Annotated in this window: 22 protein-coding genes and 1 tRNA gene; 14 read left to right on the top strand and 9 right to left on the bottom strand. The window is 70.3% G+C overall.

The window, feature by feature from the left end:
* Nucleotides 1–9 precede the first annotated feature (9 nt).
* Genes RR49_RS12475 through RR49_RS12470 form a run of 3 tightly spaced genes read left to right on the top strand, consistent with a single transcriptional unit; the run spans nt 10 to nt 1,598 of the window.
* Nucleotides 10–585 carry an aggregation-promoting factor C-terminal-like domain-containing protein gene (locus tag RR49_RS12475; RefSeq protein WP_235559454.1) on the top strand — a complete coding sequence of 192 codons (576 nt, stop codon included), beginning with the start codon at nt 10–12 and terminating at the stop codon, nt 583–585.
* Between the two features lie 3 nt (nt 586–588).
* A complete protein-coding gene (locus RR49_RS16140) occupies nt 589–876 on the top strand; it encodes an Rv1322 family protein (protein ID WP_084603920.1) in 288 nt (95 codons plus the stop codon).
* A complete protein-coding gene (locus RR49_RS12470; protein ID WP_045248416.1) occupies nt 873–1,598 on the top strand; it encodes an alpha/beta hydrolase in 726 nt (241 codons plus the stop codon). Before RR49_RS16140 ends, RR49_RS12470 begins: the two co-directional genes overlap by 4 nt.
* A gap of 10 nt (nt 1,599–1,608) precedes the next feature.
* On the opposite strand, the gene RR49_RS12465 is transcribed toward RR49_RS12470, so the two are convergent.
* Nucleotides 1,609–2,667, bottom strand: a complete 1,059-nt coding sequence (locus RR49_RS12465) for an AI-2E family transporter (protein WP_045248415.1) — start codon at nt 2,665–2,667, stop codon at nt 1,609–1,611.
* Nucleotides 2,668–2,830: 163 nt separating this feature from the next.
* Here RR49_RS12465 and RR49_RS12460 point away from each other — a divergent pair, with 163 nt between their 5' ends.
* Together RR49_RS12460 and RR49_RS12455 are read left to right on the top strand one after the other, a co-directional pair.
* Entirely contained in the window at nt 2,831–4,663 is a 1,833-nt protein-coding gene (locus RR49_RS12460; protein WP_048808857.1) for a DUF8094 domain-containing protein, read from the top strand.
* Complete coding sequence (locus RR49_RS12455; protein WP_045248413.1) at nt 4,660–5,595, top strand: tetratricopeptide repeat protein; 936 nt, start codon at nt 4,660–4,662, stop codon at nt 5,593–5,595. The genes RR49_RS12460 and RR49_RS12455 overlap by 4 nt, the downstream gene beginning before the upstream one ends.
* A 34-nt stretch (nt 5,596–5,629) precedes the next feature.
* Here RR49_RS12455 and glgB read toward each other — a convergent pair whose 3' ends face one another.
* The 3 genes from glgB to glgX are packed head-to-tail and all read right to left on the bottom strand — an operon-like array spanning nt 5,630 to nt 11,983.
* Nucleotides 5,630–7,786 carry a 1,4-alpha-glucan branching protein GlgB gene (glgB, locus tag RR49_RS12450; RefSeq protein WP_045248412.1) on the bottom strand — a complete coding sequence of 719 codons (2,157 nt, stop codon included), beginning with the start codon at nt 7,784–7,786 and terminating at the stop codon, nt 5,630–5,632.
* Entirely contained in the window at nt 7,783–9,867 is a 2,085-nt protein-coding gene (locus RR49_RS12445; protein ID WP_048808855.1) for an alpha-1,4-glucan--maltose-1-phosphate maltosyltransferase, read from the bottom strand. The genes glgB and RR49_RS12445 overlap by 4 nt, the downstream gene beginning before the upstream one ends.
* 37 nt (nt 9,868–9,904) lie before the next feature.
* Entirely contained in the window at nt 9,905–11,983 is a 2,079-nt protein-coding gene (gene glgX / locus RR49_RS12440) for a glycogen debranching protein GlgX (protein ID WP_045248411.1), read from the bottom strand.
* 94 nt (nt 11,984–12,077) lie between these two features.
* Here glgX and RR49_RS12435 point away from each other — a divergent pair, with 94 nt between their 5' ends.
* Genes RR49_RS12435 through ligA form a run of 3 tightly spaced genes read left to right on the top strand, consistent with a single transcriptional unit; the run spans nt 12,078 to nt 16,804 of the window.
* A complete protein-coding gene (locus RR49_RS12435; RefSeq protein ID WP_045248410.1) occupies nt 12,078–13,244 on the top strand; it encodes a cysteine desulfurase family protein in 1,167 nt (388 codons plus the stop codon).
* Nucleotides 13,245–13,286: 42 nt separating this feature from the next.
* On the top strand, nt 13,287–14,384 hold the full coding sequence (gene mnmA, locus RR49_RS12430) for a tRNA 2-thiouridine(34) synthase MnmA (protein WP_048808854.1): 1,098 nt from the start codon (nt 13,287–13,289) through the stop codon (nt 14,382–14,384).
* A 59-nt stretch (nt 14,385–14,443) separates the two neighbouring features.
* The gene (gene ligA / locus RR49_RS12425) at nt 14,444–16,804 is read left to right on the top strand and encodes an NAD-dependent DNA ligase LigA (RefSeq protein ID WP_045248409.1); all 2,361 of its coding nucleotides are present in this window, start codon (nt 14,444–14,446) and stop codon (nt 16,802–16,804) included.
* Between the two features lie 18 nt (nt 16,805–16,822).
* Here the strand turns inward: ligA and RR49_RS12420 are convergent, their stop codons facing one another.
* Complete coding sequence (locus RR49_RS12420) at nt 16,823–18,520, bottom strand: long-chain-fatty-acid--CoA ligase (protein ID WP_045248408.1); 1,698 nt, start codon at nt 18,518–18,520, stop codon at nt 16,823–16,825.
* 67 nt (nt 18,521–18,587) lie between these two features.
* On the opposite strand from RR49_RS12420, the gene gatC reads away from it, so the two are divergent.
* Genes gatC through RR49_RS12390 form a run of 6 tightly spaced genes read left to right on the top strand, consistent with a single transcriptional unit; the run spans nt 18,588 to nt 24,139 of the window.
* Nucleotides 18,588–18,887 carry an Asp-tRNA(Asn)/Glu-tRNA(Gln) amidotransferase subunit GatC gene (gene gatC, locus RR49_RS12415; protein WP_045248407.1) on the top strand — a complete coding sequence of 100 codons (300 nt, stop codon included), beginning with the start codon at nt 18,588–18,590 and terminating at the stop codon, nt 18,885–18,887.
* Nucleotides 18,884–20,398, top strand: coding sequence for an Asp-tRNA(Asn)/Glu-tRNA(Gln) amidotransferase subunit GatA (gene gatA / locus RR49_RS12410; RefSeq protein WP_045248406.1), 1,515 nt, complete (start codon nt 18,884–18,886; stop codon nt 20,396–20,398). The genes gatC and gatA overlap by 4 nt, the downstream gene beginning before the upstream one ends.
* Nucleotides 20,398–21,915: an Asp-tRNA(Asn)/Glu-tRNA(Gln) amidotransferase subunit GatB gene (gene gatB / locus RR49_RS12405; RefSeq protein ID WP_045248405.1), complete on the top strand. Its 1,518-nt coding sequence runs from the start codon at nt 20,398–20,400 to the stop codon at nt 21,913–21,915. The genes gatA and gatB overlap by 1 nt, the downstream gene beginning before the upstream one ends.
* A 50-nt stretch (nt 21,916–21,965) precedes the next feature.
* Nucleotides 21,966–23,216, top strand: coding sequence for a DNA polymerase IV (locus RR49_RS12400; RefSeq protein WP_045248404.1), 1,251 nt, complete (start codon nt 21,966–21,968; stop codon nt 23,214–23,216).
* Nucleotides 23,217–23,259: 43 nt separating this feature from the next.
* Nucleotides 23,260–23,580 carry a hypothetical protein gene (locus RR49_RS12395; protein WP_045248403.1) on the top strand — a complete coding sequence of 107 codons (321 nt, stop codon included), beginning with the start codon at nt 23,260–23,262 and terminating at the stop codon, nt 23,578–23,580.
* Nucleotides 23,555–24,139, top strand: a complete 585-nt coding sequence (locus RR49_RS12390; protein ID WP_245610988.1) for a zeta toxin family protein — start codon at nt 23,555–23,557, stop codon at nt 24,137–24,139. The genes RR49_RS12395 and RR49_RS12390 overlap by 26 nt, the downstream gene beginning before the upstream one ends.
* A 9-nt stretch (nt 24,140–24,148) precedes the next feature.
* Here the strand turns inward: RR49_RS12390 and RR49_RS12385 are convergent, their stop codons facing one another.
* From RR49_RS12385 to RR49_RS12370, 4 genes are all read right to left on the bottom strand, one after another.
* Nucleotides 24,149–24,640: a DUF2017 family protein gene (locus RR49_RS12385; RefSeq protein ID WP_045248402.1), complete on the bottom strand. Its 492-nt coding sequence runs from the start codon at nt 24,638–24,640 to the stop codon at nt 24,149–24,151.
* Complete coding sequence (gene clpS, locus RR49_RS12380; RefSeq protein ID WP_045248552.1) at nt 24,637–24,933, bottom strand: ATP-dependent Clp protease adapter ClpS; 297 nt, start codon at nt 24,931–24,933, stop codon at nt 24,637–24,639. The genes RR49_RS12385 and clpS overlap by 4 nt, the downstream gene beginning before the upstream one ends.
* Nucleotides 24,930–25,280 (bottom strand): metallopeptidase family protein, encoded by a 351-nt coding sequence (locus RR49_RS12375; RefSeq protein WP_045248401.1) that lies wholly within the window; start codon nt 25,278–25,280, stop codon nt 24,930–24,932. The genes clpS and RR49_RS12375 overlap by 4 nt, the downstream gene beginning before the upstream one ends.
* 26 nt (nt 25,281–25,306) lie before the next feature.
* Nucleotides 25,307–25,382 (bottom strand) — tRNA-His (locus RR49_RS12370).
* Nucleotides 25,383–25,418 lie beyond the last annotated feature (36 nt).

Raw genomic sequence — 25,418 nt, 5'->3', positions numbered from 1 at the left:
GTTGCGAGCGTGTTCGCCGTGGTCGCCGCCGTGGGCTTCCTGGGCGCGTCTCTGGCCCCTGCGGGCATGGCGGTGGCATCAGCGGGCACCGATCCGAGTGCGGCATCCGCGCCCTCGTCGATCTACTCGATCACCGTCGCGGCGGCGCAGTCGCTGTCGGTGTCGGGTGACGCGACGGTCGAGCTCGACCGCGGGGGCTATTCGGCCGCGGCCAAGCCGAAGGTCGTCGCGACGGCCACCTCGAGTGTGAAGTCGTTCGTTCCGCCGTTCGTGACCCCGGACCCCGGCACCGCGCAGGCGATCGCACTGCAGATGCTGGAGGCGCGCGGCATGGGGCAGGACCAGTTCTCGTGCCTGGTCGCCCTGTGGAATCGCGAGTCGGGCTGGAACGTCGCCTCCTACAACAAGGGGAGCGGCGCCTATGGCATCCCGCAGGCCCTTCCCGGCAGCAAGATGGCCAGCGCCGGCGCCGACTGGCAGACCAACCCGGCCACGCAGATCACCTGGGGCCTGGGGTACATCACGGGCCGCTACGGCACCCCGTGCGGTGCCTGGGCTCACTCGAACGCGACCGGCTGGTATTGAGCCGTGCCGCGGTCGCATCGCCGTCGGCGAGACGACAGCGCGGCCGATGATTCGTTCGACCGGCTGCTGCAAGGGTTTCGGCGAATCGAGACTCGCCGCGGTGTCGAGTGGAACGTGCAGCCGGTCGGTCCGGCGAATGCCGTCAAGGAGTACATCTGCCCGGGGTGCGGGCGCGTGATCATTCCGGGTACAGCCCACCTGGTCGCTTGGCGGGCTGACGGGGTCCTCGGTGATGCGGCTGACCTCGCCGCTCGTCGTCACTGGCACGAGAGCTGCTGGCGGATCGGATGAGCGCGGAGATCCGAGGCGCGGTGCAGCTGCCGGCGCGTCGTGAAGAGGTGTCGCTGCGCACGTCCGACGGGCTCACGCTCGCCGGGGAGCTGGCGGAGCCGCTCGAGCACGGTCCGGTCGCGACCCTGGTGACGCTGCATCCTCTGCCCACGCAGGGCGGGTTCATGGACTCCCACATCCTTCGGAAGGCGGCCGCGCGGCTTCCGGCGTTGGCGGACATCGCCGTGCTGAGGTTCAACACCCGTGGCACCGTCTCGCCACGGGGAAGGAGCGAGGGAACCTTCGGCGATGGTGAGGCCGAGGCGGCCGATCTGGCCGCCGCGGTCTCGTTCGTCGCCGAGCGGGGACTGCCGGTGCCCTGGCTCGTCGGCTGGTCGTTCGGCACGGAGGTCGCGCTCAAACACGGGCGTGGGCATGACATCGCCGGGCTCATCCTCCTGTCTCCGCCCTTGCGACGCACGACCGAGCGCGAGCTCGCCGCATGGGCCGGTGACGAGAGGCCGATGGTGGCGGTCGTTCCGGAGTGGGATGACTTCCTCCCCCCGGTGCAGGCGCGCGAACGCTTCGCCGCCGTTCCGCACGCACGTATCGTGGATGTCCCCGAGGGCAAGCACCTCTGGGTGGGTGAGACGCAGACGCGGCGCGTGCTCGATGAGATCGTGTCGATCGTTCGTCCGGGGGCGGACCCCCTCCCGACCGAATGGAGCGGGGAGCTGGGCTGACGCGAAGCGCTCAGAGCTCGTTCTGTCGAGGAATGAGCACCTGGCGGAAGAGGATCAGGATGCTCGCGGCGATCGGAATCGCGACGAGCGCACCGAGCAGGCCCAGAAGGGAACCGCCGGCGAGGGCGGCGATCACGACGACCGCGCCGGGCACGGAGACCGCGCGGTTCATGATGCGCGGGGACAGCACGTAGGCCTCGAGCTGCATGTAGAGAAGGTAGTAGATGCCTGCGGCGAGGGCGGTTGCGGGCGATCCCAGTCCGGGGATGAGGCAGGTCAGGACGATGATCGCGGAGCCGGTGAGCGTTCCGACGAGGGGGATCAGGGAGAAGAAGAAGGCCACGACAGCGAGCACGGCGGGGAAGGGCGCCTGGATGATCGACAGGTAGATCGCGCTCAGCACGCCGTTGACCACGCCGAGAGCGACCTGTCCCATGACGTAGTAGCCGACCGAATCCGTGATCTGCTCGGACAGATCCACGAAGCGTGACCGCTTCGATGACGGGACCATGCTGTACACTGCGGCCTTCAGCGACGGGGTCGACGCGGTGAAGTAGATGGTGAGCACCAGGACGATGACAGCGCCCGTCAGTCCGCTGAAGAATGCGAGACCCGCGTTGATGAGGCCTCCGGTGATGGATCCCCAGTTGGCGAGAAGCCAGTTCTGCACATTCGTGAGAGCGTCGTTCATGGACGAGTCGCTGAGGCCGGGGAACACGGTGTGCACCCAGTTCTTCACGTCGTCGATGAAGGTGCCCGCCTGGAAGTAGCGGGTGATCTCCTGCACGAGGTCGCTGACCTGCCCGATGAGGATCGGCAGCACCATGAGCACGATGCCGGCGAACAGGGCGAGCACGGCGAGGATCGTCAGCAGCACCGCGGCCCATCGCGGCAGTCGCCGACGCTCGAGGAACGAGACGACGGGCTCGAGTCCGAGCGAGAGGAACAGCGCGGTACCGATGTAGAGGAGGATCGTCGAGAGGGTCTGCACGCTGGAGATCAGGAGGATCCCGAGTCCCACACCGAGCGTCGCGAGGAAGGCGGTGCGGAAGGGCTGATACAGCTTCACGGCGGCTCCTGGGGGCGGTGTCGGTCTGGCTCGAGACTACGGCGTTCCGTCGAGATGCCCTTGTCGTACACGCTCGCGGGACGTCCCCAGGTCGTCTGGGCTAACCTGGAGAGTCGGCCGTGTCGGCGTGTCTCATACCCGGGGACAGGGAAGGACTCATTTCGTGCGTTTTGTGTGGGCCGTGGCGGCATTCGTGCTCGCCGCCATCCTGATCGGCGCCGGGATCTCCCAGCGGACCATCTTCCAAGGTCCCCCTGAGCGCACCACGCAGATTCAGACGAGCGGATCGGCCCCGTACACGCTGATCGACGGTGCTGTGCTCACTCGCGAGCCGGGCGTCCAGCGGGTCGCGCTGCGCGGGGCATCCGCTCTGTTCGTGTCGTATGGCCGTACCGCCGACGTGAAGGCGTGGCTGTCGAACGTGTCGTACAACGACGTCACGCTCGACGCGTCGGGCAACACCCAGACGACGGTCGTGGCGGCTGCGGCGAACGCAGCGCAGACCGTCGATCCGACGGACGCCACCAACGAGCAGGTCGCGACGGACGCCGCGACTCCCGTTCCCCCGACCGGCTCGGATCTGTGGCTCGAGGAGTTCTCCGGAAGCGGTGCCCTCTCCAGCTCGCTGCAGGTGCCGCAGGGAATGAGCGTGCTGGTCGCGTCTGACGGCAAGGCCGCCGCACCGTCGACGGTGACGATCAGTTGGCCGCTGCGCGCATCGACCCCCTGGGCCGGGCCCCTCATCGTGCTCGGAGGAGTGTTCCTTCTCGTCGGCATCGTGCTGTACATCCTCGCGATCCGGCATTCGCGACGGTCCCGCGGCCCGCGTCGCAAGGCTCCGCCGCCTCTTCCGGTGACCGAGCCGATCGATCTCGCGATCGAGTCGCCCGACCGCGGCGTCATCTCTTCGAGCCCGCCCTCGACACGCCGGTCTCGGGGCACCCGACGGCTGCTCGCGCTTCCGATCGCCCTCGCGGGCGTGCTCGCGTTCGCGGGATGCTCGGCCGATTCCTGGCCGGTGCCCGATCCTTCGTCCAGTCCATCCGATTCGGCAGCGCCGACGGTACCGGCGGGGCAGCCCGCCCCGGTGGTGAGTTCCGCGCAGGCGCAGAACATCATCGCTCGCGTGCGTGACACCGTCGGTACCGCAGACGCGTCTCTCGATGCGAATCTCGCCGCCACGCGTCTCGCAGGCGCCGCACTGGCGGAGCGTCAGACGAATTACACCCTGCGCGGCAAGGTGTCCGACATGACGGCGCTGCCGGCGATCCCGTCCGGTCAGGTCTATCCGATCCTGCCGCAGGCATATGACGCCTGGCCGCGCATGGTCATGGCGGTTGTGAGCGACGAGACCGACGGCAAGAAGACCGCGACCATCATGATGCTCCAGCAGCAGGATCCGTGGTCGAACTACAAGCTGCAGTACCTCGGCAGTCTCGCGGGATCGACAGTGCTTCCCGATCTCGCCCCGGACTTCGTGGGCGCGACTCAGATCCCGCCGGATTTCGGACTCCTGTCCATCGCTCCCGACCAGCTTGCGGCCGCGTATGCCGACCTGCTGACGAACGGGGAGAACAGCACATCGGCGAACCTCTTCGATGAGCAGTCGGACGCCTTCTACGCGAGTGTGCAGGCCGACCGGCAGAAGCGCCTGCAGGAGTTCAACACGACCGCGTCGACCACCGGCAGCTTCACGTTCTCGGCCGAGGCGGGCAGCACGACCCCGCTGGCACTGGCGACGCTCGAGAGCGGCGCGATCGTCGCGGTGAGTGTCAACGAGGTCGACACGGTGAAGCCGACGGGAGGCGACATCACCATCAAGTTCGGCGACAACAAGGTGGTGGCGGCGCTCACCGGCGCGACCGAGTCGCCCACCGGCGTGACGAGCCGGTACGCCGACCAGCTGTTCTTCTACGTCCCCGCGCAGGGGTCGACCGACCGCATCCGTCTGCTCGGCTACAGTTCGAACGTGCTCGACGCGAAGGTGATCCAGTGAGCTCTCCCACCCCCGGTTCCGTCCTCCGCGGCGCTGTCGACCTATCGTCGTTGCGCAACCGCCCGGCAGCGCCGGCGCCGGGTGCTGCACCCGCGGCCGGGGCTGCGGGGGCTCCCTCGCTCGTGATCGATGTCACCGACCAGAGCTTCCCGCAGGTGCTCGAGATCTCCCGCAGCGTGCCGGTGGTCGTGGACCTCTGGGCGGAATGGTGCGGGCCGTGCCTGCAACTGAGCCCGATCCTCGAGAAGGTCGTGCTCGAGCTCGACGGCAAGCTGCTGCTCGCCAAGGTCGACGTCGACGCGAACCCCCAGCTTGCGCAGGCTTTCCGCGCCCAGTCGATCCCGCTCGTCGTGGCACTCGTGGGCGGCCAGCCCGTGCCGCTGTTCACCGGCGCCGTCCCCGAGGAGCAGGTGCGTGAGGTCTTCGCGCAGCTCCTACAGGTCGCGGCGCAGAACGGCGTGACCGGCACAGTGCCCCGTGGCGAGCAGGATGCCGCGACGGAACCCGTCGAGCCGGAGCTTCCGCCGCTGCACCAGGAGGCCTTCGCTGCGATCGAAGCCGGCGACTATCCGCGTGCCGAGGCGGCGTACGAGCAGGCGCTCGTCGAGAACCCGCGGGACGAGGACGCCCGTGCGGGTCTCGGTCAGGTGCGATTGCTCGCACGCGTCGCGGGACTCGACCTGCAGACGGCGCGGGCGGCCGCGGCCGCGGCACCGCTCGATGCCGACGCTCAGTTCGCCGTGGCCGATCTCGACCTGGCCGGAGGGCACGTCGATGACGCGTTCGGACGCCTCCTCGACCTGTTCGGGGCGCTCCCGGCCGACGAGCGCACGCCGGTGCGCGAGCGCCTGCTCGAACTGTTCGGTGTGATCGGGGACAGCGACCCGCGCGTCGTCCGTGCGCGTGGTCGTCTCACGTCGCTGCTGTTCTGAGTCCGCGGCGCCGACGCGGCTCGTCAGCGCTCGATCATTCGCCGTCCGCGTGCGCGAGCCACAGCACGCCGAGCGGCGGCAGTACGAGCGTCGCACGGGCCGCGGCATCCGTCTCGACGACGCCGTAGTTGCCGACCCCTGACCCGCCGTACTCGGTCGCGTCGGAGTTCAGCACCTCGCGCCAGCGACCGCGTTCCGGCAGGTCGATGACGTAGTCGTAGACCGGCGCGCCCGCGAAGTTGCAGAGCGCCACCACCACGTTGCCGTGATGGTCGCGCCGGGAGAAGGCCTGAACGGTGGGGTTCCACGTGGGGCCCCCCAGGCGCGCGAACGCGGCGCCGTCGGCGTCCCGTGACCACAGGGGTGCGTAGGCCTTGTAGGTCGCGTTGAGCACCGCGACGAAATCCGCGAGCTGACGGTGCGTGGGCTGCTCGAGAAGCAACCAGTCGAGACTGCGGCTCTCGGACCACTCGGCGAACTGGCCGAACTCCTGCCCCATGAACAGCAACTGCTTGCCCGGGTGGGCCCACATGTAGGCGAGGTAAGCGCGCACGTTCGCGAGCTTCTGCCAGTGATCGCCCGGCATGCGCCCGATGAGGCTGCCCTTGCCGTGCACGACCTCGTCGTGTGAGATCGGCAGCACGTAGTTCTCGCTGAACGCGTAGACGAACGAGAACGACAGCTCTCCCTCGTGGTGCGAACGGTAGAGCGGGTCTCGGGAGATGTAGACCAGCGAGTCGTTCATCCAGCCCATGTTCCACTTGAAGCCGAAGCCCAGCCCGCCGGCGTCGGTGGGCGCCGTGACACCCGGGAAGCTCGTCGACTCCTCCGCCGTCAGCGAGATGCCGGGGAACAGCTTGTAGGACGTCGCGGTGACCTCCTGGAGGAACGAGATGGCCTCGAGGTTCTCGCGGCCGCCGTGCACGTTCGGCTCCCACTCTCCCGGCTCGCGGGAGTAGTCGAGATAGAGCATCGAGGCCACGGCATCGACACGCAGGCCGTCGACGTGGAACTCGTCGAACCAGTACAGGGCGTTCGCCACGAGGAAGTTGCGCACCTCCGCGCGACCGTAGTCGAAGATGAGCGTGCCCCAGTCCTTGTGCTCGCCGCGCCGAGGGTCGGGGTGCTCATAGAGGGCATCGCCGTCGAAACGGGCGAGGGCGAAGGCGTCCTTCGGGAAGTGACCGGGTACCCAGTCCATAATCACGCCGATGCCGGCGCGATGGAGTCGGTCGATCAGATAGCGAAGATCGTCGGGGGAGCCGAAGCGACTGGTCGGGGCGTAGTAGCCCGACACCTGATACCCCCACGAACCGCCGAAGGGGTGCTCGGCGAGCGGCAGGAACTCGATATGCGTGAAGCCGTGAGCGGTGACGTAGTCGATGAGCGGATCAGCGGCGTCGCGGTAGGAGAGCCCCTGTCGCCACGACCCCAGGTGCACCTCGTAGATCGACATGGGCTGATCGAGGGGCTGATGCGTGGAGCGGTGGTGCAGCCAGTCGCCGTCGCCCCAGCCGTAGCGCGACCTGGTCACGATCGACGCTGTCGCCGGCGGAACCTCGGCCTGCCGCGCGAGCGGGTCCGCCTTGAGGATCCACTCGCCGTGCGCGGTGAGTATCTCGTACTTGTAGACGGCGCCCTCGTCGAGGTGCGGGACGAACAGCTCCCATACGCCGCTCGCTCCCATCGAGCGCAGCGCGTGGCCGGCCCCGTCCCAGCCGTTGAACGCCCCGACGACACGCACGGCGCGTGCGTGCGGAGCCCAGACGGCGAAGGATGCCCCGGCGGTGCCGTCGCTCTCGCGCAGGTGGGCGCCGAGCACCCGCCACAGCTGCTCGTGGCGCCCCTCGGCGATCAAGTGCAGGTCGAGCTCGCCGATGGTCGGTGCGTGGCGATAGGGGTCGTCCGCGGTGAAGGACGGACCGTTCGCGTAGGCGGTCTCGAGCTCGTAGGCGAGAGCCGGACCGACCCGCTCGCCCTCCCAGATCCCGGACCGCACGTGCACGAGCGGCACGCGGTCGCCATCGACGAACACCGCCGTGACGCTGTCGGCGAGGGGACGTCGGGCGCGCACCGTCGCGCGGGCGGAGCCGGCGGCATCCCGATACGGATGGATGCCGAGGATCGCGTGGGGTTCGTGATGGGCGCCGTGCGCCACGGCGTCGAGTGCGGCGTCGTCGATGATGCTCATCGGCTGCTCCTCACGTGCAGGATGTGGGAGGGCTGGGTGAACGCGTCGAGGCGCACGTAGTTGTGCTCGCCCCAGGTCCAGACGGCGCCCGTGACGAGATCCTCGACCTCGAACGGAGTGCCGGCGGGGACGCCGAACGTGCGGGAGTCGAGGTGCACCGTCGTCTCCCGCACCGAGTGGGGATCCACGTTCACGACGACGATGACGGTGTCGTCGACGCCGGCCGGGTTGAGGGCCGCGGGCAGGTGCTTCACATAGACGAGCACGGCGTCGTCGTCGCTCCACTGCACCTGCAGGTTGCGCAGCTGCCGCAGGGCGGGATGAGCGCGACGGATCTCGTTCAGGCGCCGCAGGAACGGTGCGAGCGAGTCTCCGCGGGCCTCTGCGGCATCCCAGTCGCGGAACTTGTACTCGTACTTCTCGTTGTCGATGTTCTCCTCGGCGCCCGGACGGGCGACGTTCTCGAACAGCTCGAAGCCGGCGTACACGCCGTAGCTGGGGGCCGCGGTGGCGGCGATCACGGCGCGTACGGCATACGCGGCCCGTCCGCCGAACTGCAGGTACTCGGTGAGGATGTCGGGCGTGTTGACGAACAGGTTGGGGCGCAGAAAGTCGGATGTCTCGTCCGCCGCGGTCTGCAGGAACTCCTCCAGCTCGGCCTTGGTGTTGCGCCAGGTGAAGTAGCTGTAGCTCTGCTGGAACCCGCCCATCGCGAGGGCGCGCATCGGGGCGGGCCGGGTGAACGCCTCTGCGAGGAAGACGACGTCGGGGTCGGTGCGCGTGACCTCGGCGATGAGCCACTCCCAGAACTGCAGGGGCTTGGTGTGGGGGTTGTCGACCCGGAAGATGCGCACGCCCTGGGCGATCCAGTGCCGCACGATACGCAGCACTTCGGTGCGGATGCCCTCGGGGTCGTTGTCGAAGTTCAGGGGGTAGATGTCCTGGTACTTCTTCGGCGGGTTCTCGGCGTACGCGATCGAGCCGTCGGGGAGGGTCGTGAACCACTCCGGATGCGCCGTGACCCAGGGGTGGTCGGGGGAGGCCTGCAGGGCGAGGTCGAGCGCGATCTCGAGGCCCTCTGCGCGGGCTGCGCGCACGAACGCACGGAAATCCGCGAGCGTCCCGAGGTCGGGATGCACGGCGTCGTGTCCGCCCTCGGTGCCGCCGACGGCCCAGGGCGATCCGGGATCACCGGGGCCGGCGGTGAGGGTGTTGTTCGGGCCCTTGCGGTTGCGGACGCCGATCGGATGGATCGGCGGCAGGTACAGCACGTCGAAGCCCATCCCGGCGACTCCAGGCAGGCGCTTGGTCGCGGTGCGGAAGGTGCCGCTCTTCACGACGCCGTTGCGCTGGCGGCGCGCGCCCTCGGACCGCGGGAAGAACTCGTACCAGGCACCGACACCGGCGCGCTCGCGCTCGACGAGGAGGGCGAGGTCATCGCCGAGGGTGACGAGCGAGGTCAGCGGACGGCGTGAGAAGGCGGCGGCGAGGGCCGGGTCGTCGACGATCGCGAGCGCGGCGACGGTGTCGACGGTGCTGTCACGCAGTCGTTCCGCCTGGGCGCGCAGCTGCGCGCGCTCGGCGGTCGGCCGGTCCTTCTCCGCGGCGCCGCGCAGGAGCAGGAGCGCTCCCGACTCGCGCATGAGCTCGATGTCGACGCCGGCGGCGATCTTGACGGATGCCGCATGGTGCCAGGTCGCGATGTCGTCGCCGAACGCCTCGAACCGGAACCGCCAGGTGCCCTCTTCACGCAGGGCGACGAGTGCGCTCCACCGGTCGGGAACGCCGTCGACGGGCGCGAGGGCGTGCAGCGATTCGTCGCCGCTCGGGCTGAGTAGGCGCACGTGCACGCCGATGAGGTCGTGGCCCTCGCGGAACGCGGTCACGCTGAACGGCACCGCCTCGCCCGCGAACGCGGTGGGGGTGTAGCGCACGTCGGGTGCGACGGGACGCGGGCTTGCGAGGGGGATGCGACCGCTCACCGTTCCGTCCGGGGCCGCCCACGCGGAGGCGGGCCGGAGAGGAAGCGCGGAGGCGCTCAGCCAGGCGGAGGACGTCGGAGCCGGTGTCTTCTGTGCCACGGCTCGAACCTACCCCGCCGCGCTCATCGGCGCCGGGTCATTCGGCACGGAAGAGGTACATCGAGGTGGGGGAGACCTCGACGGCGTCGCCGGGGGCGTGCACCTGTTCGAGCAGCTGCGGAACGTCCTCGTCGCTGCGCCACAGCGAGACATAGCGGGTGGCCCCGTCCACCTCGGGCAGAGTGACCTCGACCGGACGCTCGGTGCCGTGCACGATCAGCAGAATGCGGTTGAACGCCTCGAACTCGGGGGTGGATGCCGCCACGTACTGCAGGGTGCGGTGGGCGGGGTTCGTCCACCGCTCCTCCGACATCGTCTCGCCGTGCTCGTCGTACCACTCCATGACCGACGCCGACGGCGTGTGCTCCCCGAGCCGTGCGAATCGGATGGGGCGCAGTGCCGGGTTCTCGCGGCGCAGGCGGATGAGGCGCTGTACGTGGGCGAACAGCTGCTTCTGCCAGGACGCCGGCTCCCAGTCGAGCCAGGTGAGCTCGGAGTCGTGGCAGTAGGCGTTGTTGTTGCCCCGCTGGGTGCGGGCGTACTCGTCGCCCGCGGTGAGCATCGGGATGCCGGCCGACAACAGCAGTGTGCCGAGCAGGTTGCGCATCGCTTTGCGCCGGGTGGCGAGGATGCGCTCGTCGTCGGTCGGACCTTCGGCGCCGTGGTTGAACGACCGGTTCGTGTCGGCACCGTCTCGGTTCTGCTCGCCGTTGCCGAGGTTGTGCTTCACGTCGTACGAGACGAGATCGCGAAGGGTGAACCCGTCGTGCGCGGTGACGAAGTTGATGGATGCCAGCGGGCCGCGGTCCTCAGAGAAGGTGTTGGACGATCCGGCCAGGCGCGTCGCGAACCCGCCGATGCCGACCGGAGCGGTCGAGGCGCGCCGGGCGTAGTCGACGTCGCTCAGCCAGAAGTTGCGCACGCGGTCGCGGTAGCGGTCGTTCCACTCGTGCCAACCGGCGCCGAAGTTGCCGGTCTGCCAGCCGCCGAGGCCGACGTCCCAGGGCTCGGCGATGAGCTTGGCATCCTGCAGCAGCGGGTCGTCGGCGATCGCGCGCAGCAGCGGGTGCTCGGGGGTGTACGTGTGGGCTGCGTCACGTCCGAGGGTCGTCGCGAGGTCGAAGCGGAAGCCGTCGATCTGCACCTCGTCGGCCCAGTACCGGAGGGAGTCGAGCACCAGGCGGGCCGCGGCATCCGTCGACGTGTTCAACGAGTTGCCGCACCCGGTGACGTCGACGTACACGCCGTCGTCGGTCTGGCGGTAATAGTTGCGGTTGTCGAGGCCGCGCAGGCTCGAGCGGGGACCGCCGATGCCCTCTTCCGCGGTGTGGTTGTAGACCACGTCGAGCACGACCTCGAGGCCGGCCTCGTGGAGCAGCTTCACCATGCCCTTGACCTCGGCGAGCACCGCGGTGGAGCCGGCGCGGCGCGCGGCGTCGGTCGCGTACCGCGGGTGCGGGGTGAAGAAGTTGACGGTGTTGTAGCCCCAGTAGTTGGCGAGCCCCAGCTGCAGAAGTCGCGGCTCTGATTGGAACGCGTGGATGGGCAGCAGCTCGATCGTGGTGATCCCGAGCGCGTGGAAATGCTCGATCATCGCCGGGTGGGCGAGTCCCGCGTAGGTGCCGTGAAGGGCGGGAGGGACATCCGGATGCCGCTTCGTGAGGCCTTTCACGTGACCCTCGTAGAGCACCGTCCGATCGAGCGGCACCCGCGGCTTCGCCGCACCGCCCCAGTCGAACGTGCCATCCACCACGACCGAGCGCCAGTCGTTGAAGCCGCCCGCGGTGATGCCCTTCGCGTAGGGGTCGAGCAGCAGTGTGCGCGAGTTGAACATGCTGCCGTTCTGCTGCGGGCCGACGGCGCGCACGGCGTAGCGCGCGCCGGGGTGCAGCAGCTCGGAGGTCACCTCCCAGACGCCGTGGCCTGAGGGGCTCATCGGAAGCTCGGCGGTGATCCAGTCGAGATCGGTGTCGTCGAAGACGACCAGCTCGAGTCCGATCGCGTTGCCCGACCACACGCGGAGTGTGCCGCCGCCGGCGTGGAGGGTGACGCCGAGGTCGTCGAACGCGGTCGAATGCAGGAGCGACGTCTCGGACGTCGGGGTCGTGCCGGGCATGGTCTCGAGGGTAACGAGTATGTGAGTCGACGGCGTTACGCGCGAGCGTGGCCGCAGTCGCCGCGCATCGCGCGGGGCATGGGACAGTGGACAGGTGAGTGTCTACCTCGACCACGCGGCATCCAGCCCCTTGCGCCCGGAGGCGCGCGCGGCGTGGCTCTACGCGCAGGAGAGGGTGGGGAACGCGTCGTCGATCCACGGTGACGGTCAGGCCGCCCGCCGGCTGCTCGAGGAGTCGCGCGAGCGGGTCGCGGCCGCGCTCGACGCGGAGCCCGTCGAGGTGGTGTTCACCTCCGGCGGCACCGAGGCCGTGAATCTCGCGGTGGCAGGCCTGTGGCAGGCACGGGCCGTCGCTCGCGGGGTCGTCGTTCTGCCCGATGGCGAGCACCACGCGACGATCGACGCCGTGCGGGCGCTGCCCGGCGCCGTGGAGCGTCCCGTGGCGATCGATGCGGTGGGGCGCATCGATCCGGATGCGTTCGGCGCGGCGCTCGGTGACGACGTCGCCGTGGCGACGGCGCTCGTCGCCAACAACGAGATCGGCACGGTCAACGATGCGTCCCGACTCGCCGCAGTCGCCGGAGCTGCCGGGGTGCCGCTGCATCTCGACGCCGTCGCCGCTTTCGGGCACGTTCCGGTTGCGTACCGGGCCTGGCGGTCCGATGCCACGCCCGGAACGGGGCTCGTCGCCCTCAGCGTGTCGGCGCACAAGGTCGGCGGACCCGTCGGCGTCGGCGCACTCGTCGTCGCACGCAGCGCGCGTCTCGAGGCGCAACTGCACGGTGGCGGGCAGCAGCGCGGGCTTCGTGCCGGAACGCAGGATGTCGCGGGTGCCGCGGCGTTCGCTGTGGCGGCCGAGCTCGCCGTCGCCGAGCTCCACGCCGAGGCGGCGCGCCTGCGGACACTGGCCTGCGAGCTGCGGGCCGCGGTCGCCGCGATCGCCCCCGACGCGGTGCTGCTCGGTGACCCCGACGACCGGGTGCCCGGCAACGTGCATCTGCTGTTCCCGGGCGTGCGCGGGGAGACGCTCCTGTTCCTGCTGGATGTCGCGGGGGTCTCGGTGTCGACCGGCTCGGCCTGCCAGGCCGGGGTGGCCGAACCGTCGCACGTGGTCCTCGCGCTCGGCCGCTCGGACGACGACGCCCGCGCCGTACTGCGCGTCACCCTCGGTCGCACCTCGAGCGCGGCCGATGTCGCCGCCTTCGCCGCGGCGCTCCCCGACGCCCTCGTGCGGGCCCGGGCCGCGGCATCCATCGCCTGAGGCGCCCGCCCCGACGCCAGAGCCCGCTCGTAGACTGGGGGCATGCGGGTGTTGGCGGCGATGAGCGGGGGCGTGGACTCCGCGGTGGCGGCGGCGCGTGCCGTCGACGCCGGACACGACGTCGTCGGCGTGCATCTCGCGCTCTCACGCGCCGGCGGCACGCTGCGCGCCGGCAGCCGGGGCTGCTGCACGATCGAGGATGCGATGGACGCCCGCCGCGTCGCCGATCGCCTCGGCATCCCGTTCTACGTGTGGGACTTCTCCGAGCGCTTCCGCGACGACGTGATCGAGGATTTCGTCGCCGAGTACCGCGCGGGCCGCACCCCCAACCCCTGCATGCGCTGCAACGAGAAGATCAAGTTCGCCGCCCTGCTCGAACGCGGCATCGAGCTCGGCTTCGACGCGGTGTGCACGGGCCACTACGCCACGCTTCTCGACACTCCGTCCGGTCGTGAGCTGCACCGGGCATCGGATGCCGCGAAGGACCAGTCGTACGTGCTGGGAGTGCTCACCGCCGAGCAGCTCGCCCACTGCCTGTTCCCGCTGGGCGCGACCCCCTCGAAGGCCGTCGTGCGCGCGGAGGCCGAGCAGCGCGGGTTCACGGTGGCCGCGAAGCCCGACAGTCACGACATCTGCTTCATCCCCGACGGCGACACGCGCGGCTGGCTGGCCGACCGGGTGGGCGCCGAGGACGGCGACGTGATCGACCGCACCGGTGCCGTCGTGGGCCGGCACGAGGGCGCGCATGCGTTCACGGTCGGGCAGCGCCGAGGTCTCAAGCTCGGCGTGCCCGCTGACGACGGGAAGCCGCGGTTCGTCCTCGAGGTGCGTCCGGTCTCGAACACCGTCGTCGTGGGCCCGAAGGAGGCCCTCGCGACGGCCGAGATCGCCGGCGCCCGGCGCTCGTGGGCGGGCACGGCGCCTGCGACAGGCGACCTGCGGGTCGAGGTGCAGATCCGTGCGCACGCAGACCCGGTGCCCGCCGACGCGACGATCACGGAGGACGCGGTGACGGTGCGTCCCGACACCCCGTTCGACGGCGTCGCACCCGGGCAGACCGCCGTGCTCTACATCGGCACGCGCGTGCTCGGGCAGTTCACGATCGACCGCACCGTGTCGGCGGTGCCGGTCGACGCGTGAGGGTTCCGTCCACCGGGTGATCCGCTCGCCGTGGGGGTGGCCCTCCCTAGACTTGGCGCGTGGCTGACGACGAACTCCCGCGGGTGACCCTCGACGAGGCGCGGGCCGAGGCATCCGATCTCACGACCCGCATCCTCGGGGCGCGTGACGCGTACTACGGCGACGACGCCGAGCTGGTCGACGACGCCACGTACGACGGGTGGATGCGGCGGCTCGAGGCGATCGAGCGGGCCTACCCCGAGCTGCAGAGCCAGGACTCGCCCACGCTGTCGGTCGGCGCCGCGCAGAGCTCGATGTTCGCTCCAGTGACGCACGCCGAACGCATGCTGAGCCTCGACAATGTCTTCAGCCCCGAGGAGCTCACCGAGTGGTGCGCGAAGACCGAGGCGGCCGCGGGCCGACCCGTGCGGTGGCTGTGCGAGCTGAAGATCGACGGGCTCGCCATCAACCTGCGTTACGAACGGGGCGTGCTGACCTCCGCGGCGACCCGCGGTGACGGTCGCGTCGGCGAGGACGTCACCGTCAACGCCGTGCGCGTCGCGGGCATCCCGCAGCGCCTCGCCGGAACGGGGCATCCCGACATCGTCGAAGTGCGCGGCGAGGTGTACATCCCGGTCGCGGCATTCGACCGGCTGAACGAACTTCAGTCGCGCATGCGAGAGCGCGTGACCGCCGATGCCCGCGCGCGGGGCGTCGACGAGACGCGCGCGCAGGCCAGCGCCGACCGCCGGTTCCCGTCGTTCGCGAATCCGCGCAACGCGGCGAGCGGAGGGCTCCGTCAGCAGCTCGACAAGAAGGACGGCCTCGAGCTCGAAGCCGGGCAGGCGCGTCTCGACTCGCTGCGGCTGCTCGTGCACGGCATCGGCGCGTGGCCCGACCCGCCGGTCGCGTCGCAGAGCGAGGTCTACGGACTGCTCGCGCAGTGGGGCCTGCCGACCAGCACGTCCTTCCGCACCGCGACGGATGCCGCGGGCGTGCGCGAGTTCGTCTCCTACTACGGTGAGCACCGCCACGACGTCGAGCATGAGATCGACGGGGTCGTGGTCAAGGTCGACGAGCTGGCGCTGCACGACGAGCTGGGCGCGACAAGTCGGGCGCCGCGATGGGCGATCGCCTACAAGTACCCGCCGGAGCAGGTGAACACGAAGCTGCTCGACATCGTCGTGTCGGTGGGTCGCACCGGCCGCGCGACCCCGTTCGCCGTCATGGCGCCCGCGCGGGTCTCCGGGTCGGTGGTGCGCCAGGCGACGCTGCACAACCAGGACGTCGTGAAGGCCAAGGGCGTGCTGATCGGCGACACGGTCGTGCTGCGGAAGGCGGGTGACGTCATCCCCGAGGTGCTCGGGCCCGTGGTGGAGCTGCGTGACGGCACCGAGCGCGCGTTCGTGATGCCGACGCTGTGCCCCGCCTGCGGCACGCCGCTCGCCCCCGCGAAAGAGGGCGACATCGACCTGCGGTGCCCGAACACACGCTCCTGCCCGGCGCAGGTGCGCGGCCGCGTCGAGCACATCGGCTCGCGCGGCGCGCTCGACATCGAGGCGCTGGGCGAGGTGACGGCAGCCGCCCTCACGCAGGCCGACGGCACCGCCTCACCGCCGCTCGTCACCGAGGCCGGCCTGTTCGATCTCACCCTCGAACAGCTCATCCCCATCGAGGTGGTGGTGCGCGATGCCGAGACGGGCGAGGAGAAGGTCGACGAGTCGACCGGCGACCTTGTGCGCCGCGCTCCCTTCCAGCGAATCGAGCGCACCTACCCGCCCGGGTGGGAGAACGCAACGCCCGCCGAGCGCCGTGCCGCGGGCGTGCGCAAGGACCACGTGGTGCTGCATCCTTCCGCTCAGGCTGTCACGCTGCTCGACGAGCTCGAGAAGGCGAAGACGAAAGAGCTGTGGCGGTTCCTCGTCGCACTGAACATCCGGCACGTGGGCCCGGTCGCCGCCCGGGCTCTCGCCCAGTGGTTCGGCTCCGTGGATGCGATCCGCGCAGCGACCCAGGAGCAGCTGGCGGCGGTAGACGGCGTGGGCGGCATCATCGCCGAGGCCGTGATCGATTGGTTCGCCGTCGACTGGCACGCCGACATCGTGCACCGGTGGGCGGCGGCCGGCGCGCAGTTCGCGACGCCGGGGCATCCGGGCCCGGGGGCCGCGGTCGTCAACGGCGGCGTGCTCGACGGACTCACCGTCGTCGCGACCGGCACGCTCGAGGGCTACACCCGTGAAGGTGCGCAGGAGGCCATCCTCCGGGCCGGCGGGAAGGCGGCGTCGAGCGTCTCGAAGAAGACCGACTTCGTCGCCGCCGGGCCGGGCGCGGGATCGAAGCTCGCGAAGGCCGAGGAGCTCGGCGTGCGCATCATCGACGCGGCTCAGTTCCATCTGCTCGTCACCGAAGGACCGGGTGCGCTCGGCGACGACGCGTCCTGACCGTCGCCGCGACCTGGGTCAGTGCGCGTCGTCGGCGAGCAGCTTCTCCTTGACCTGGCGTCGCAGCACCTTGCCGATGAGCGATGTCGGCAAGCCGTCGACGACCACGACGCGCTTGGGCACCTTGTAGGGCGTGAGCACGCCGCGCGCGAACGCCCGGATCTCCTCGACGTCGACGTCCGCACCGTCGCGCGGCACGATCGCCGCCACGACCGCCTCGCCGGAGTGGCCGTCGGGGAGGCCGACGACCGCGGCATCGAGCACATCAGGATGTTGGCGCAGCGCGTTCTCGACCTCGGTCGGTGCGACGTTGAACCCGCCCGTGATGATGAGCTCCTTGATGCGATCGACGATCCGCACGAATCCGGCGTCGTCGATCGTGACGATGTCGCCCGTGCGGAACCAGCCGTCGACGAACACTTCGGCGCTGGCCTCGGGCTTGCCGTAGTAGCCCGAGAAGACCTGCGGCCCGCGCACGACGAGCTCACCGGGGCTGCCCGCGGGCACGTCGCGCGTCGGCTCGTCGGGATCGACCACGCGGCACTCGGTGCCGGGGAGCGGGAGACCCACGGTGCCCGGTCGGCGGTTCTCGGCGACCGGGTTGGCCATGAGCACGGGGGAGCACTCGCTCAGTCCGTACCCTTCCACGAGGTAGCCCCCGGACGCCGCCTCGAACGGCACGACGAGCTCGTGCGGCAGCGCCATGGCACCTGAGATCGCGATCTTCGTGCCGGCGATCGAGATGCCGGTCTCGCGCGACCGCGCGAGCAGTCGCTCGGCGATGGGCGGCACGAGCGGGAGGAACGTGGCCGGATGCCGGGTGGTCGCCGCGAGCACCATGTCCGGGTCGAAGCGCGGGAACAGCACGAGCCGCGCCCCCATCGACATCGCGAACGTGAGGCAGAGCGTCAGCCCGTAGGCGTGGAACATCGGCAGCACGGCGTAGACGACGCATCCGTCTCCGCGCACGATCGAGGGCACCCAGGCGCGTGCCTGCGCGGCGTTCGCGAGCAGGTTGCGGTGGGTGAGCACCGCACCCTTCGGGGTTCCGGTGGTGCCGCTCGTGTACTGCAGGATCGCGACGTCGTCGGTCGCCGGGCGCGGGTGCGAGTCGGGCAGCGGCGCGGCGGCGACGACGGTCTCCCACGGCGTGGTGCCGCGCACGGGTGCGAACAGCGCCGCCCGCGACTCCCGCGCCTTCGCGATCGGTAGGCGCAGGGCGAGGCGGGTGTGCCACGGCATCGCCTGCACGACGTCGACGGACACGATCGCCGGCACCCGAAGGTCGGCGGGGAACGCCTGCACGTCGGCGACGATCTTGTTCCAGACGATCGCGATGCGGGCGCCGTGGTCCTCGAACTGCTTGCGCAGCTCGCGCGGTGTGTAGAGCGGGTTGTGCTCGACGGCGATCGCGCCCAGGCGCAGGATCGCGTAGAACGCGACGATGTGCTGCGGGCAGTTGGGCAGCACGATCGCGACCCGGTCGCCGGCACGCACACCGAGCGCCGCGAGTCCTGCGGCAGCGCGGGAGATCTGCTCGTGGAGCGCCCGATAGGTCGTCTCGCGGCGGAAGAACTCGAGGGCGACAGCATCGGGGTAGTCCCGGGCGGATGCCTCGACGATGTCGGTCAGGCAGCCGGTGACCGTCGCGAGGTCTTCCGGCACGCCGTCGGCGTAGCTGGCGGTCCAGGGGCGGGGCGGCTCGAAGGTCGTCACGCGGTCAGCCTACGCGCGAGACGGCCCGGAACGCGGGCCGGTCCAGCCGCCCAACTAGACTCGTCGGGTGTCTGAAATCACTCCCGAACTCGTGCGCCATCTCGGCGAACTGGCCCGGATCCGGCTCGACGACGACGAGGTGACCCGGCTCACCGGTCAGCTCGACGCGATCGTCGACAACATCGCGAAGGTGTCGCAGGTGGCGACGCCCGATGTGGTGGCGACGAGCCACCCGATCCCGCTGGAGAACGTCTTCCGCCCCGACACGGTCGGCGAGGTGCTGACCACCGCGCAGGCGCTGCAGAACGCGCCGGATGCCGCGGGCGACCGTTTCCGCGTGACGGCGATCCTGGGGGAGGAGCAGTGAGCGACGACATCCTTCGTCTGTCCGCCGCCGCGCTGGCCGATCGGCTGGCTGCGGGAGAGGTCTCGAGTGTGGAGGCGATGCAGGCTCACCTCGACCGCATCGCCGCGGTCGACGGTGACGTGCACGCGTTCCTGCACGTGAGCGACACCGCACTCGACGCGGCCGCCGACATCGACCGTCGTCGCGCCGCCGGCGAGGAGCTGCACGCGCTCGCGGGCGTTCCGCTCGCGGTGAAGGACGTGCTGGTCACGACCGACATGCCCTCGACGAGCGGCTCCAAGATCCTCGAAGGCTACCTGTCGCCGTACGACGCCACCGTCGTCGCGCGTGCCCGGGCAGCGGGGTTGATCCCGCTCGGCAAGACCAACATGGACGAGTTTGCGATGGGCTCGTCGACCGAGCACTCGGCCTACGGTCCCACGCACAACCCGTGGGACCTCGACCGGATCCCGGGCGGGTCCGGCGGCGGATCGGCGGCCGCGGTCGCGGCCTTCGAGGCGCCGCTTGCCCTCGGCTCCGACACGGGCGGTTCCATCCGCCAGCCCGCGCACGTGACCGGCACCGTCGGCGTGAAGCCGACGTACGGCGCAGTGAGTCGGTACGGGGCGATCGCGCTCGCGTCGAGCCTCGACCAGATCGGCCCCGTCACCCGCACCGTGCTCGACGCGGGTCTCCTGCACGACGTGATCGGCGGGCACGACGCGAACGACTCGACGTCGCTCACCGACGCCTGGCCCTCTTTCGCCGCCGCGGCGCGCGAGGGTGCCCGCGGCGACGTGCTGAAGGGCCTGAAAGTCGGCGTGATCCGCGAGCTGCCCGACTCCGGCTTCCAGCCGGGTGTCGCCCGCTCGTTCCACGGCGCGCTCGCGAAGCTCGAGTCCCAGGGGGCCGAGATCGTCGAGATCAGCGCGCCGCACTTCGAGTACGGTGTCGCCGCCTATTACCTGATCCTCCCCGCGGAGGCCTCCAGCAACCTCGCCAAGTTCGACTCCGTGCGCTTCGGCCTGCGGGTCCCGGTGGCCGGCGGCACCGTCGAGGACGTCATGGCGGCCACCCGCGAGGCGGGCTTCGGGGACGAGGTCAAGCGCCGCATCATCCTGGGCACCTACGCCCTGTCGGCGGGCTATTACGACGCCTATTACGGGTCGGCTCAGAAGGTGCGCACGCTCATCCAGCAGGATTTCGCCGCGGCCTTCGCGAACGTCGACGTGATCGCCACGCCGACGGCGCCGACGACGGCGTTCCGGCTCGGCGAGCGCATCGACGACCCGCTGCAGATGTACCTGAACGATGTGACGACCATCCCCGCGAACCTCGCGGGCGTGCCTGGCATCTCGATCCCCTCCGGTCTCGCCGACGACGACGGGCTCCCGGTCGGCATCCAGTTCCTCGCCCCGGCCCGTGAGGACGCTCGTCTGTACCGCGTCGGTGCCGCCCTCGAGGCTCTGCTCGAGGCGGAGTGGGGCGGACCGCTCCTCGACCGCGCCCCGATCCTGGGAGGTGTGCGCTGATGGCCAAGGACGCGCTCATGGACTTCGACAAGGCACTCGAGCTGTTCGAGCCGGTGCTCGGCTTCGAGGTGCACGTCGAGCTGAACACGGCGACGAAGATGTTCTCGGCGGCGCCCAACCCGGCGCACCCCGACAACCACGACGCGGCGCCGAACACGCTCATCGCCCCGGTCGACCTCGGGCTCCCCGGCTCGCTGCCGGTCGTGAACGCGCAGGCCGTGAGGTCGTCGATCCGCCTGGGCCTCGCGCTCGGCTGTTCGATCGCGCCGTCGAGCCGATTCGCGCGGAAGAACTACTTCTACCCCGACCTCGGCAAGAACTATCAGATCTCGCAGTACGACGAGCCGATCGCGTTCGAGGGCTCGGTCGAGGTGGAGCTCGCCGACGGCACCCTCGTGACCGTTCCCATCGAGCGGGCCCACATGGAGGAGGATGCCGGCAAGCTCACGCACGTGGGCGGGGCGACCGGTCGCATCCAGGGGGCGGACTACTCGCTGGTCGACTACAACCGTGCCGGCGTGCCGCTGGTCGAGATCGTCACGAAGCCCATCTTCGGCGCCGAGCATCGTGCGCCCGAGATCGCGAAGGCGTACGTGCAGGCGATCCGCGACATCGTCGTGGCGCTCGGCGTCTCGGAAGGGCGGATGGAGCGTGGCAACCTGCGGTGCGACGCGAACGTGTCGCTGCGCCCGCGCGGCCAGGAGAAGCTCGGCACCCGCACCGAGACGAAGAACGTGAACTCGACGCGTTCCGTCGAACGTGCTGTGCGCTACGAGATCCAGCGCCAAGCGGCCATCCTCGCCGGGGGCGGCACGATCGTGCAGGAGACGCGCCATTGGCACGAGGACACCGGCACGACGTCGGCGGGTCGACCGAAGTCGGATGCCGACGACTACCGCTACTTCCCCGAGCCCGACCTGCTGCCTGTCGCCCCGCCGATCGAGCTGATCGACGAGCTGCGCGCCGACCTGCCCGAGCCCCCGATCGCGCGGCGCCGCCGGCTGCGCTCCGACTGGGGCTTCACCGAGCTGGAGTTCCAGGATGTCCGCAACAGCGGCCTGCTCGAGCAGGTCGAGCTGACAGTCGCGGCCGGGACGACCCCCGCGGCGGCCAAGAAGTGGTGGACGGGAGAGATCGCCCGCATCGCGAACGCCGGTGAGCGCGAGGCATCCGAGCTGGTCACCCCGGCCGATGTCGCCGCGCTGCAGGCGCTCGTCGACGCCGGCACGCTCACCGACAAGCTCGCGCGTCAGGTGCTCGAGGGAGTCATCGCCGGCGAGGGGACGCCGCAGCAGGTCGTCGATGCGCGCGGGCTCGCCGTCGTGAGCGACGACGGTGCCCTCATCGCGGCGATCGACGAGGCGCTCGTCGCCCAACCCGACGTGCTGGAGAAGATCCGCGACGGCAAGGTGCAGGCCGCGGGTGCCGTCATCGGCGCCGTGATGAAGGCCATGAAGGGCCAGGCCGATGCGGCTCGCGTGCGCGAACTCATCCTGGAGCGCGCCGGCGCGCTCTGATCATCTCGTCGGTGCCGTCGGATGTCGGCGGCACCGACGAGAATCGGGGCATGGGTCGAGGTGACGGGTCGGGGCGAATCGTGTCGCCGCCCGATGCCGACGACACCGGTGCGGGCATCCTGCACGTCGACATGGATGCGTTCTACGCGTCGGTCGCGGTGCTCGATGATCCGACCCTCGCCGGCAAGCCGATCATCATCGGTGCACCGGAGGGGCGCGGAGTCGTCTCGAGCGCGTCCTATGAGGCGCGGCGGTTCGGGGTGCGGTCGGCGATGCCGGTCGGTCAGGCGCTGCGCCTGTGCCCGGCGGCGCTGGTCGTCGCGCCCGACTTCCCGCGCTATCTCGAGCTGTCAGCGAGGGTGATGGAGGTGTTCCGCTCGGTGACCCCTCTCGTCGAGCCGCTGTCGATCGACGAGGCCTTCCTCGACGTCCGCGGCGCGCAGCGACTGCTCGGTTCGCCCGGAACGATCGCGCGCCTGGTGCGACGGCGGGTGAAGGATGAGACCGGGCTCACCTGCAGTGTCGGCGCCGCCGCCACCAAGCACGTCGCGAAGATGGCGTCGACGCTCAGCAAGCCCGACGGGCTGCTGATCGTCGCGGAGGCCGATACCGCGCGGTTCCTCGCGCCACGGCCGGTGCGCGCCCTGTGGGGCGTCGGGCCCAAGGCCGCGGAGGCGCTGGAGCAGCGCGGACTCCGCACCGTCGCCGACGTGCTCGAGGCGCCCGCCGACACCCTGACGCGCGCGCTGGGTGCGGCGATGGGGGAGAGGGTGTGGCAGCTCGTGCGAGGGATCGATGCTCGCGAGGTGCAGACGACGCGCACCGAGAAGAGCATCGGGCACGAGGAGACGTTCGACACCGACATCGACGACGATGCCGTGCTCCGCGCCGAGTTCCGTCGGCTCGCCGACAGGGTGGGTGCGAGGCTGCGTGCGCACGGTGTCGAGGCGGCGACGGTGGCGATCAAGGTGCGGTTCGCCGACTTCCGCACGCTGTCACGCAGCCAGACCCTCGCGGACCCTACGGCCGTGGGTCAGCGCATCGGAGCGGCCGCGCTCGACATGTTCGGTGCGCTGGAGCGCCCGCTGCCGGTGCGGCTGGTCGGCGTGCGCGGGGAACGGCTGCGCCCGGCCGCAGACGCCGGACTGCTGTGGGACGACGATGAGGAGTGGCGCAACGTCGAGCGCGCGCTCGACGGCCTCGCCGGCAAGTTCGGGCGGGGCGCGGTGACGCGCGCCGCGCTGCTGGGCGACGTGCGAGGCGGACGCTCGTTGCCGTCGAAGCCGCGTGCCTCCGAATGACGGTGGGGTGTCGCGGCCCCGCCTGGGCGGGTAGCGTGGGCATATGCCCAACTTCGTGCTCGATCTCGGCAAGCAGGTCGCCAACTTCGGCGTGAAGGCCTCCTATGGAGAGCCTCACGACCTCGATGGCGTCACCGTCATCCCGGTCGCGATCGCCTGGGCCGGGTTCGGCGGTGGCTCCGACACCGAGGGGAACGGCGGCGGCGGTGGCGGCGGATACAGCGTGCCCGTCGGCGCGTACGTCCGTCGTGGCGATGATCTGCGCTTCGAGCCGAACCTGGTGTCGCTGCTCGCGGTCGCGATCCCGCTCGTGTTCGTGTCCGGGCGCGCGCTGAGCCGTGTCATCCGCGCCCTCAAGAAGTAGCGTCGCAGCGCTCACGCTCGCGGAGATCGCCGAGGTGCTCGGGGCGGCGATCGCCGACGCCGGCCTGCCTCTGACGGTGTTGATCGACGGCCGCAGCGGCGCCGGGAAGTCGACTCTCGCGCGTCTGCTGGCCGCGGCGTGGCCGCATGCCGGTGGTGCCGCCGTGGTCGCGCTCGACGACATCTACCCGGGCTGGGAGGGGCTGCGCGCCGGTGCGGAGGCCGTGGCATCCCAACTTCTCGAGCCTCGCGCGACCGGAGCGATCGGCCGCTGGCAGCGGTGGGACTGGCCGACGGCGCGGGCTGCCGAGTGGCATGAGGTGGCGTCGGACGCCTCGGTGATCGTCGAAGGATGCGGCGTGCTCACCCCTCGCTCCGCGCCAACGGCCGCGGTGCGGGTGTGGCTCGACGCGCCCCTTGAGGTTCGCCGCGAACGCGCCCTCGCTCGTGACGGCGAGGCGTACGCACCGCACTGGGACACCTGGGCGGCTCAGGATGAGGATCACGTGCGACGTGACGACCCGAGCCGGTGGGCGACCCACCGGTTCACTGTCGTCTAGGGACGTGGGTCAGATCTCGTCGAGAGCCTTCACGAGTCCGTCGAGTCGGAATCCGACCCAGTCGTAGATGCCGAATCGAGGATCCCGGTCGTCGTGTGAGTCCTCGTCCGTGACCCCGAGCCGTGTCGCCAGCACGAGGCGGATCGCCGCCAGGGTGCGCAGCCACGCCGCGGCCTGATCGGGATCGAGGGTGATCAGCTCCTCCTCGATCTGACGCTCGACCGGCTCATCCATCGCCTCCTCGAGGCCGAGCTCGTCGAGCGCTTCGGAGACGACGGCCGCGTCGGTGGAGCGACGACGCAGCAACTCGTCCTGCGTCGCGTCGCGGAAGTCGCTCGCCGCGCGGGCGTCGTCGGGATAGGCGTCCGGGGTGAGCCGGGCCACAGCGGGGTCATCGTCATCGCGCACCTCGACCAGCTCGGCGAACTGCGTCACCAGCGTCTGCAGGTGGGCTGCTTCGATGCGGGTCAGCTGAAGCACGATCAGGCGAGGAGTCGTCATTCGGGGCTCTTCCGGATCGTGGCCCACAGGCCGTAGTCATGCATGGCTTGCGCGTGCAGTTCCATCAGTTCTCGTGGCCCTTCAGACACGATCGCCTGACCCTCGTGGTGCACGGCGAGCATGAGCCGTTCGGCGACCGGCGGGGGATAGCCGAAGTAGGTGCGGAAGACGTGCACGACATAGCTCATCAGGTTGACGGGGTCGTTCCATACAACCGTCTGCCAGGGGCGTTCGCTACGGGTCGCGCCGGCGATGTCAAGGTCGCGGTCGAGTTCGGTCGCCGTGCCCGTCATGCCCACCCCAGCTCGTGCAGGCGCTCGTCGTCGATGCCGTAGAAATGGGCGATCTCGTGCACGAGGGTCGTGTGCACCTCATCGCGGAGCTCGTCGACGGAGTCGCAGACGGCGAGATGTGCTTCGCGGTAGACGATGATGCGGTCGGGAAGCTCACCCATGCCGTAGCGGTCGCGTTCGGTCAGCGCCCACCCGTCATAAAGGCCGAGCAGGTCGAGCGAGCCGTCGGCGGCGCGGTCCTCCACGACGAACACCACGTTGTCGAGACCGTCGATCATCTCGTCGGGAAGTCGGTCGAGCTCATCGGTCACGAGCGCCTCGAACGCGTCGACATCGAGGTCGATCATCGATCAGCTCCCGTCGCGGGAGAACGTGGGGTGGCTAACGGGACTTGAACCCGCGACCCCCTGGACCACAACCAGGTGCTCTACCGACTGAGCTATAGCCACCATGGCCCCGAGAGCTCGGGACAACCTCAAGATTCT

It is taken from the genome of Microbacterium ginsengisoli, assembly GCF_000956535.1.
GTDB lineage: Bacteria > Actinomycetota > Actinomycetes > Actinomycetales > Microbacteriaceae > Microbacterium > Microbacterium ginsengisoli.
This window is presented reverse-complemented; position numbering and strand designations above follow the sequence as displayed.

Bases quoted from the DNA above. Each gene is read 5' to 3' on its own strand.
- clpS (WP_045248552.1), bottom strand. From the start codon at position 24,933: ATGACGGGCACGGCGACCGAACTCGACCGCGACCTTGACATCGCCGGC.
- mnmA (WP_048808854.1), top strand. From the start codon at position 13,287: ATGCGGGTGTTGGCGGCGATGAGCGGGGGCGTGGACTCCGCGGTGGCG.
- RR49_RS12395 (WP_045248403.1), top strand. From the start codon at position 23,260: ATGCCCAACTTCGTGCTCGATCTCGGCAAGCAGGTCGCCAACTTCGGC.
- RR49_RS12470 (WP_045248416.1), top strand. From the start codon at position 873: ATGAGCGCGGAGATCCGAGGCGCGGTGCAGCTGCCGGCGCGTCGTGAA.
- RR49_RS12385 (WP_045248402.1), bottom strand. From the start codon at position 24,640: ATGACGACTCCTCGCCTGATCGTGCTTCAGCTGACCCGCATCGAAGCA.
- glgB (WP_045248412.1), bottom strand. From the start codon at position 7,786: ATGAGCATCATCGACGACGCCGCACTCGACGCCGTGGCGCACGGCGCC.
- RR49_RS12375 (WP_045248401.1), bottom strand. From the start codon at position 25,280: ATGATCGACCTCGATGTCGACGCGTTCGAGGCGCTCGTGACCGATGAG.
- gatB (WP_045248405.1), top strand. From the start codon at position 20,398: ATGGCCAAGGACGCGCTCATGGACTTCGACAAGGCACTCGAGCTGTTC.
- glgX (WP_045248411.1), bottom strand. From the start codon at position 11,983: ATGCCCGGCACGACCCCGACGTCCGAGACGTCGCTCCTGCATTCGACC.
- RR49_RS12400 (WP_045248404.1), top strand. From the start codon at position 21,966: ATGGGTCGAGGTGACGGGTCGGGGCGAATCGTGTCGCCGCCCGATGCC.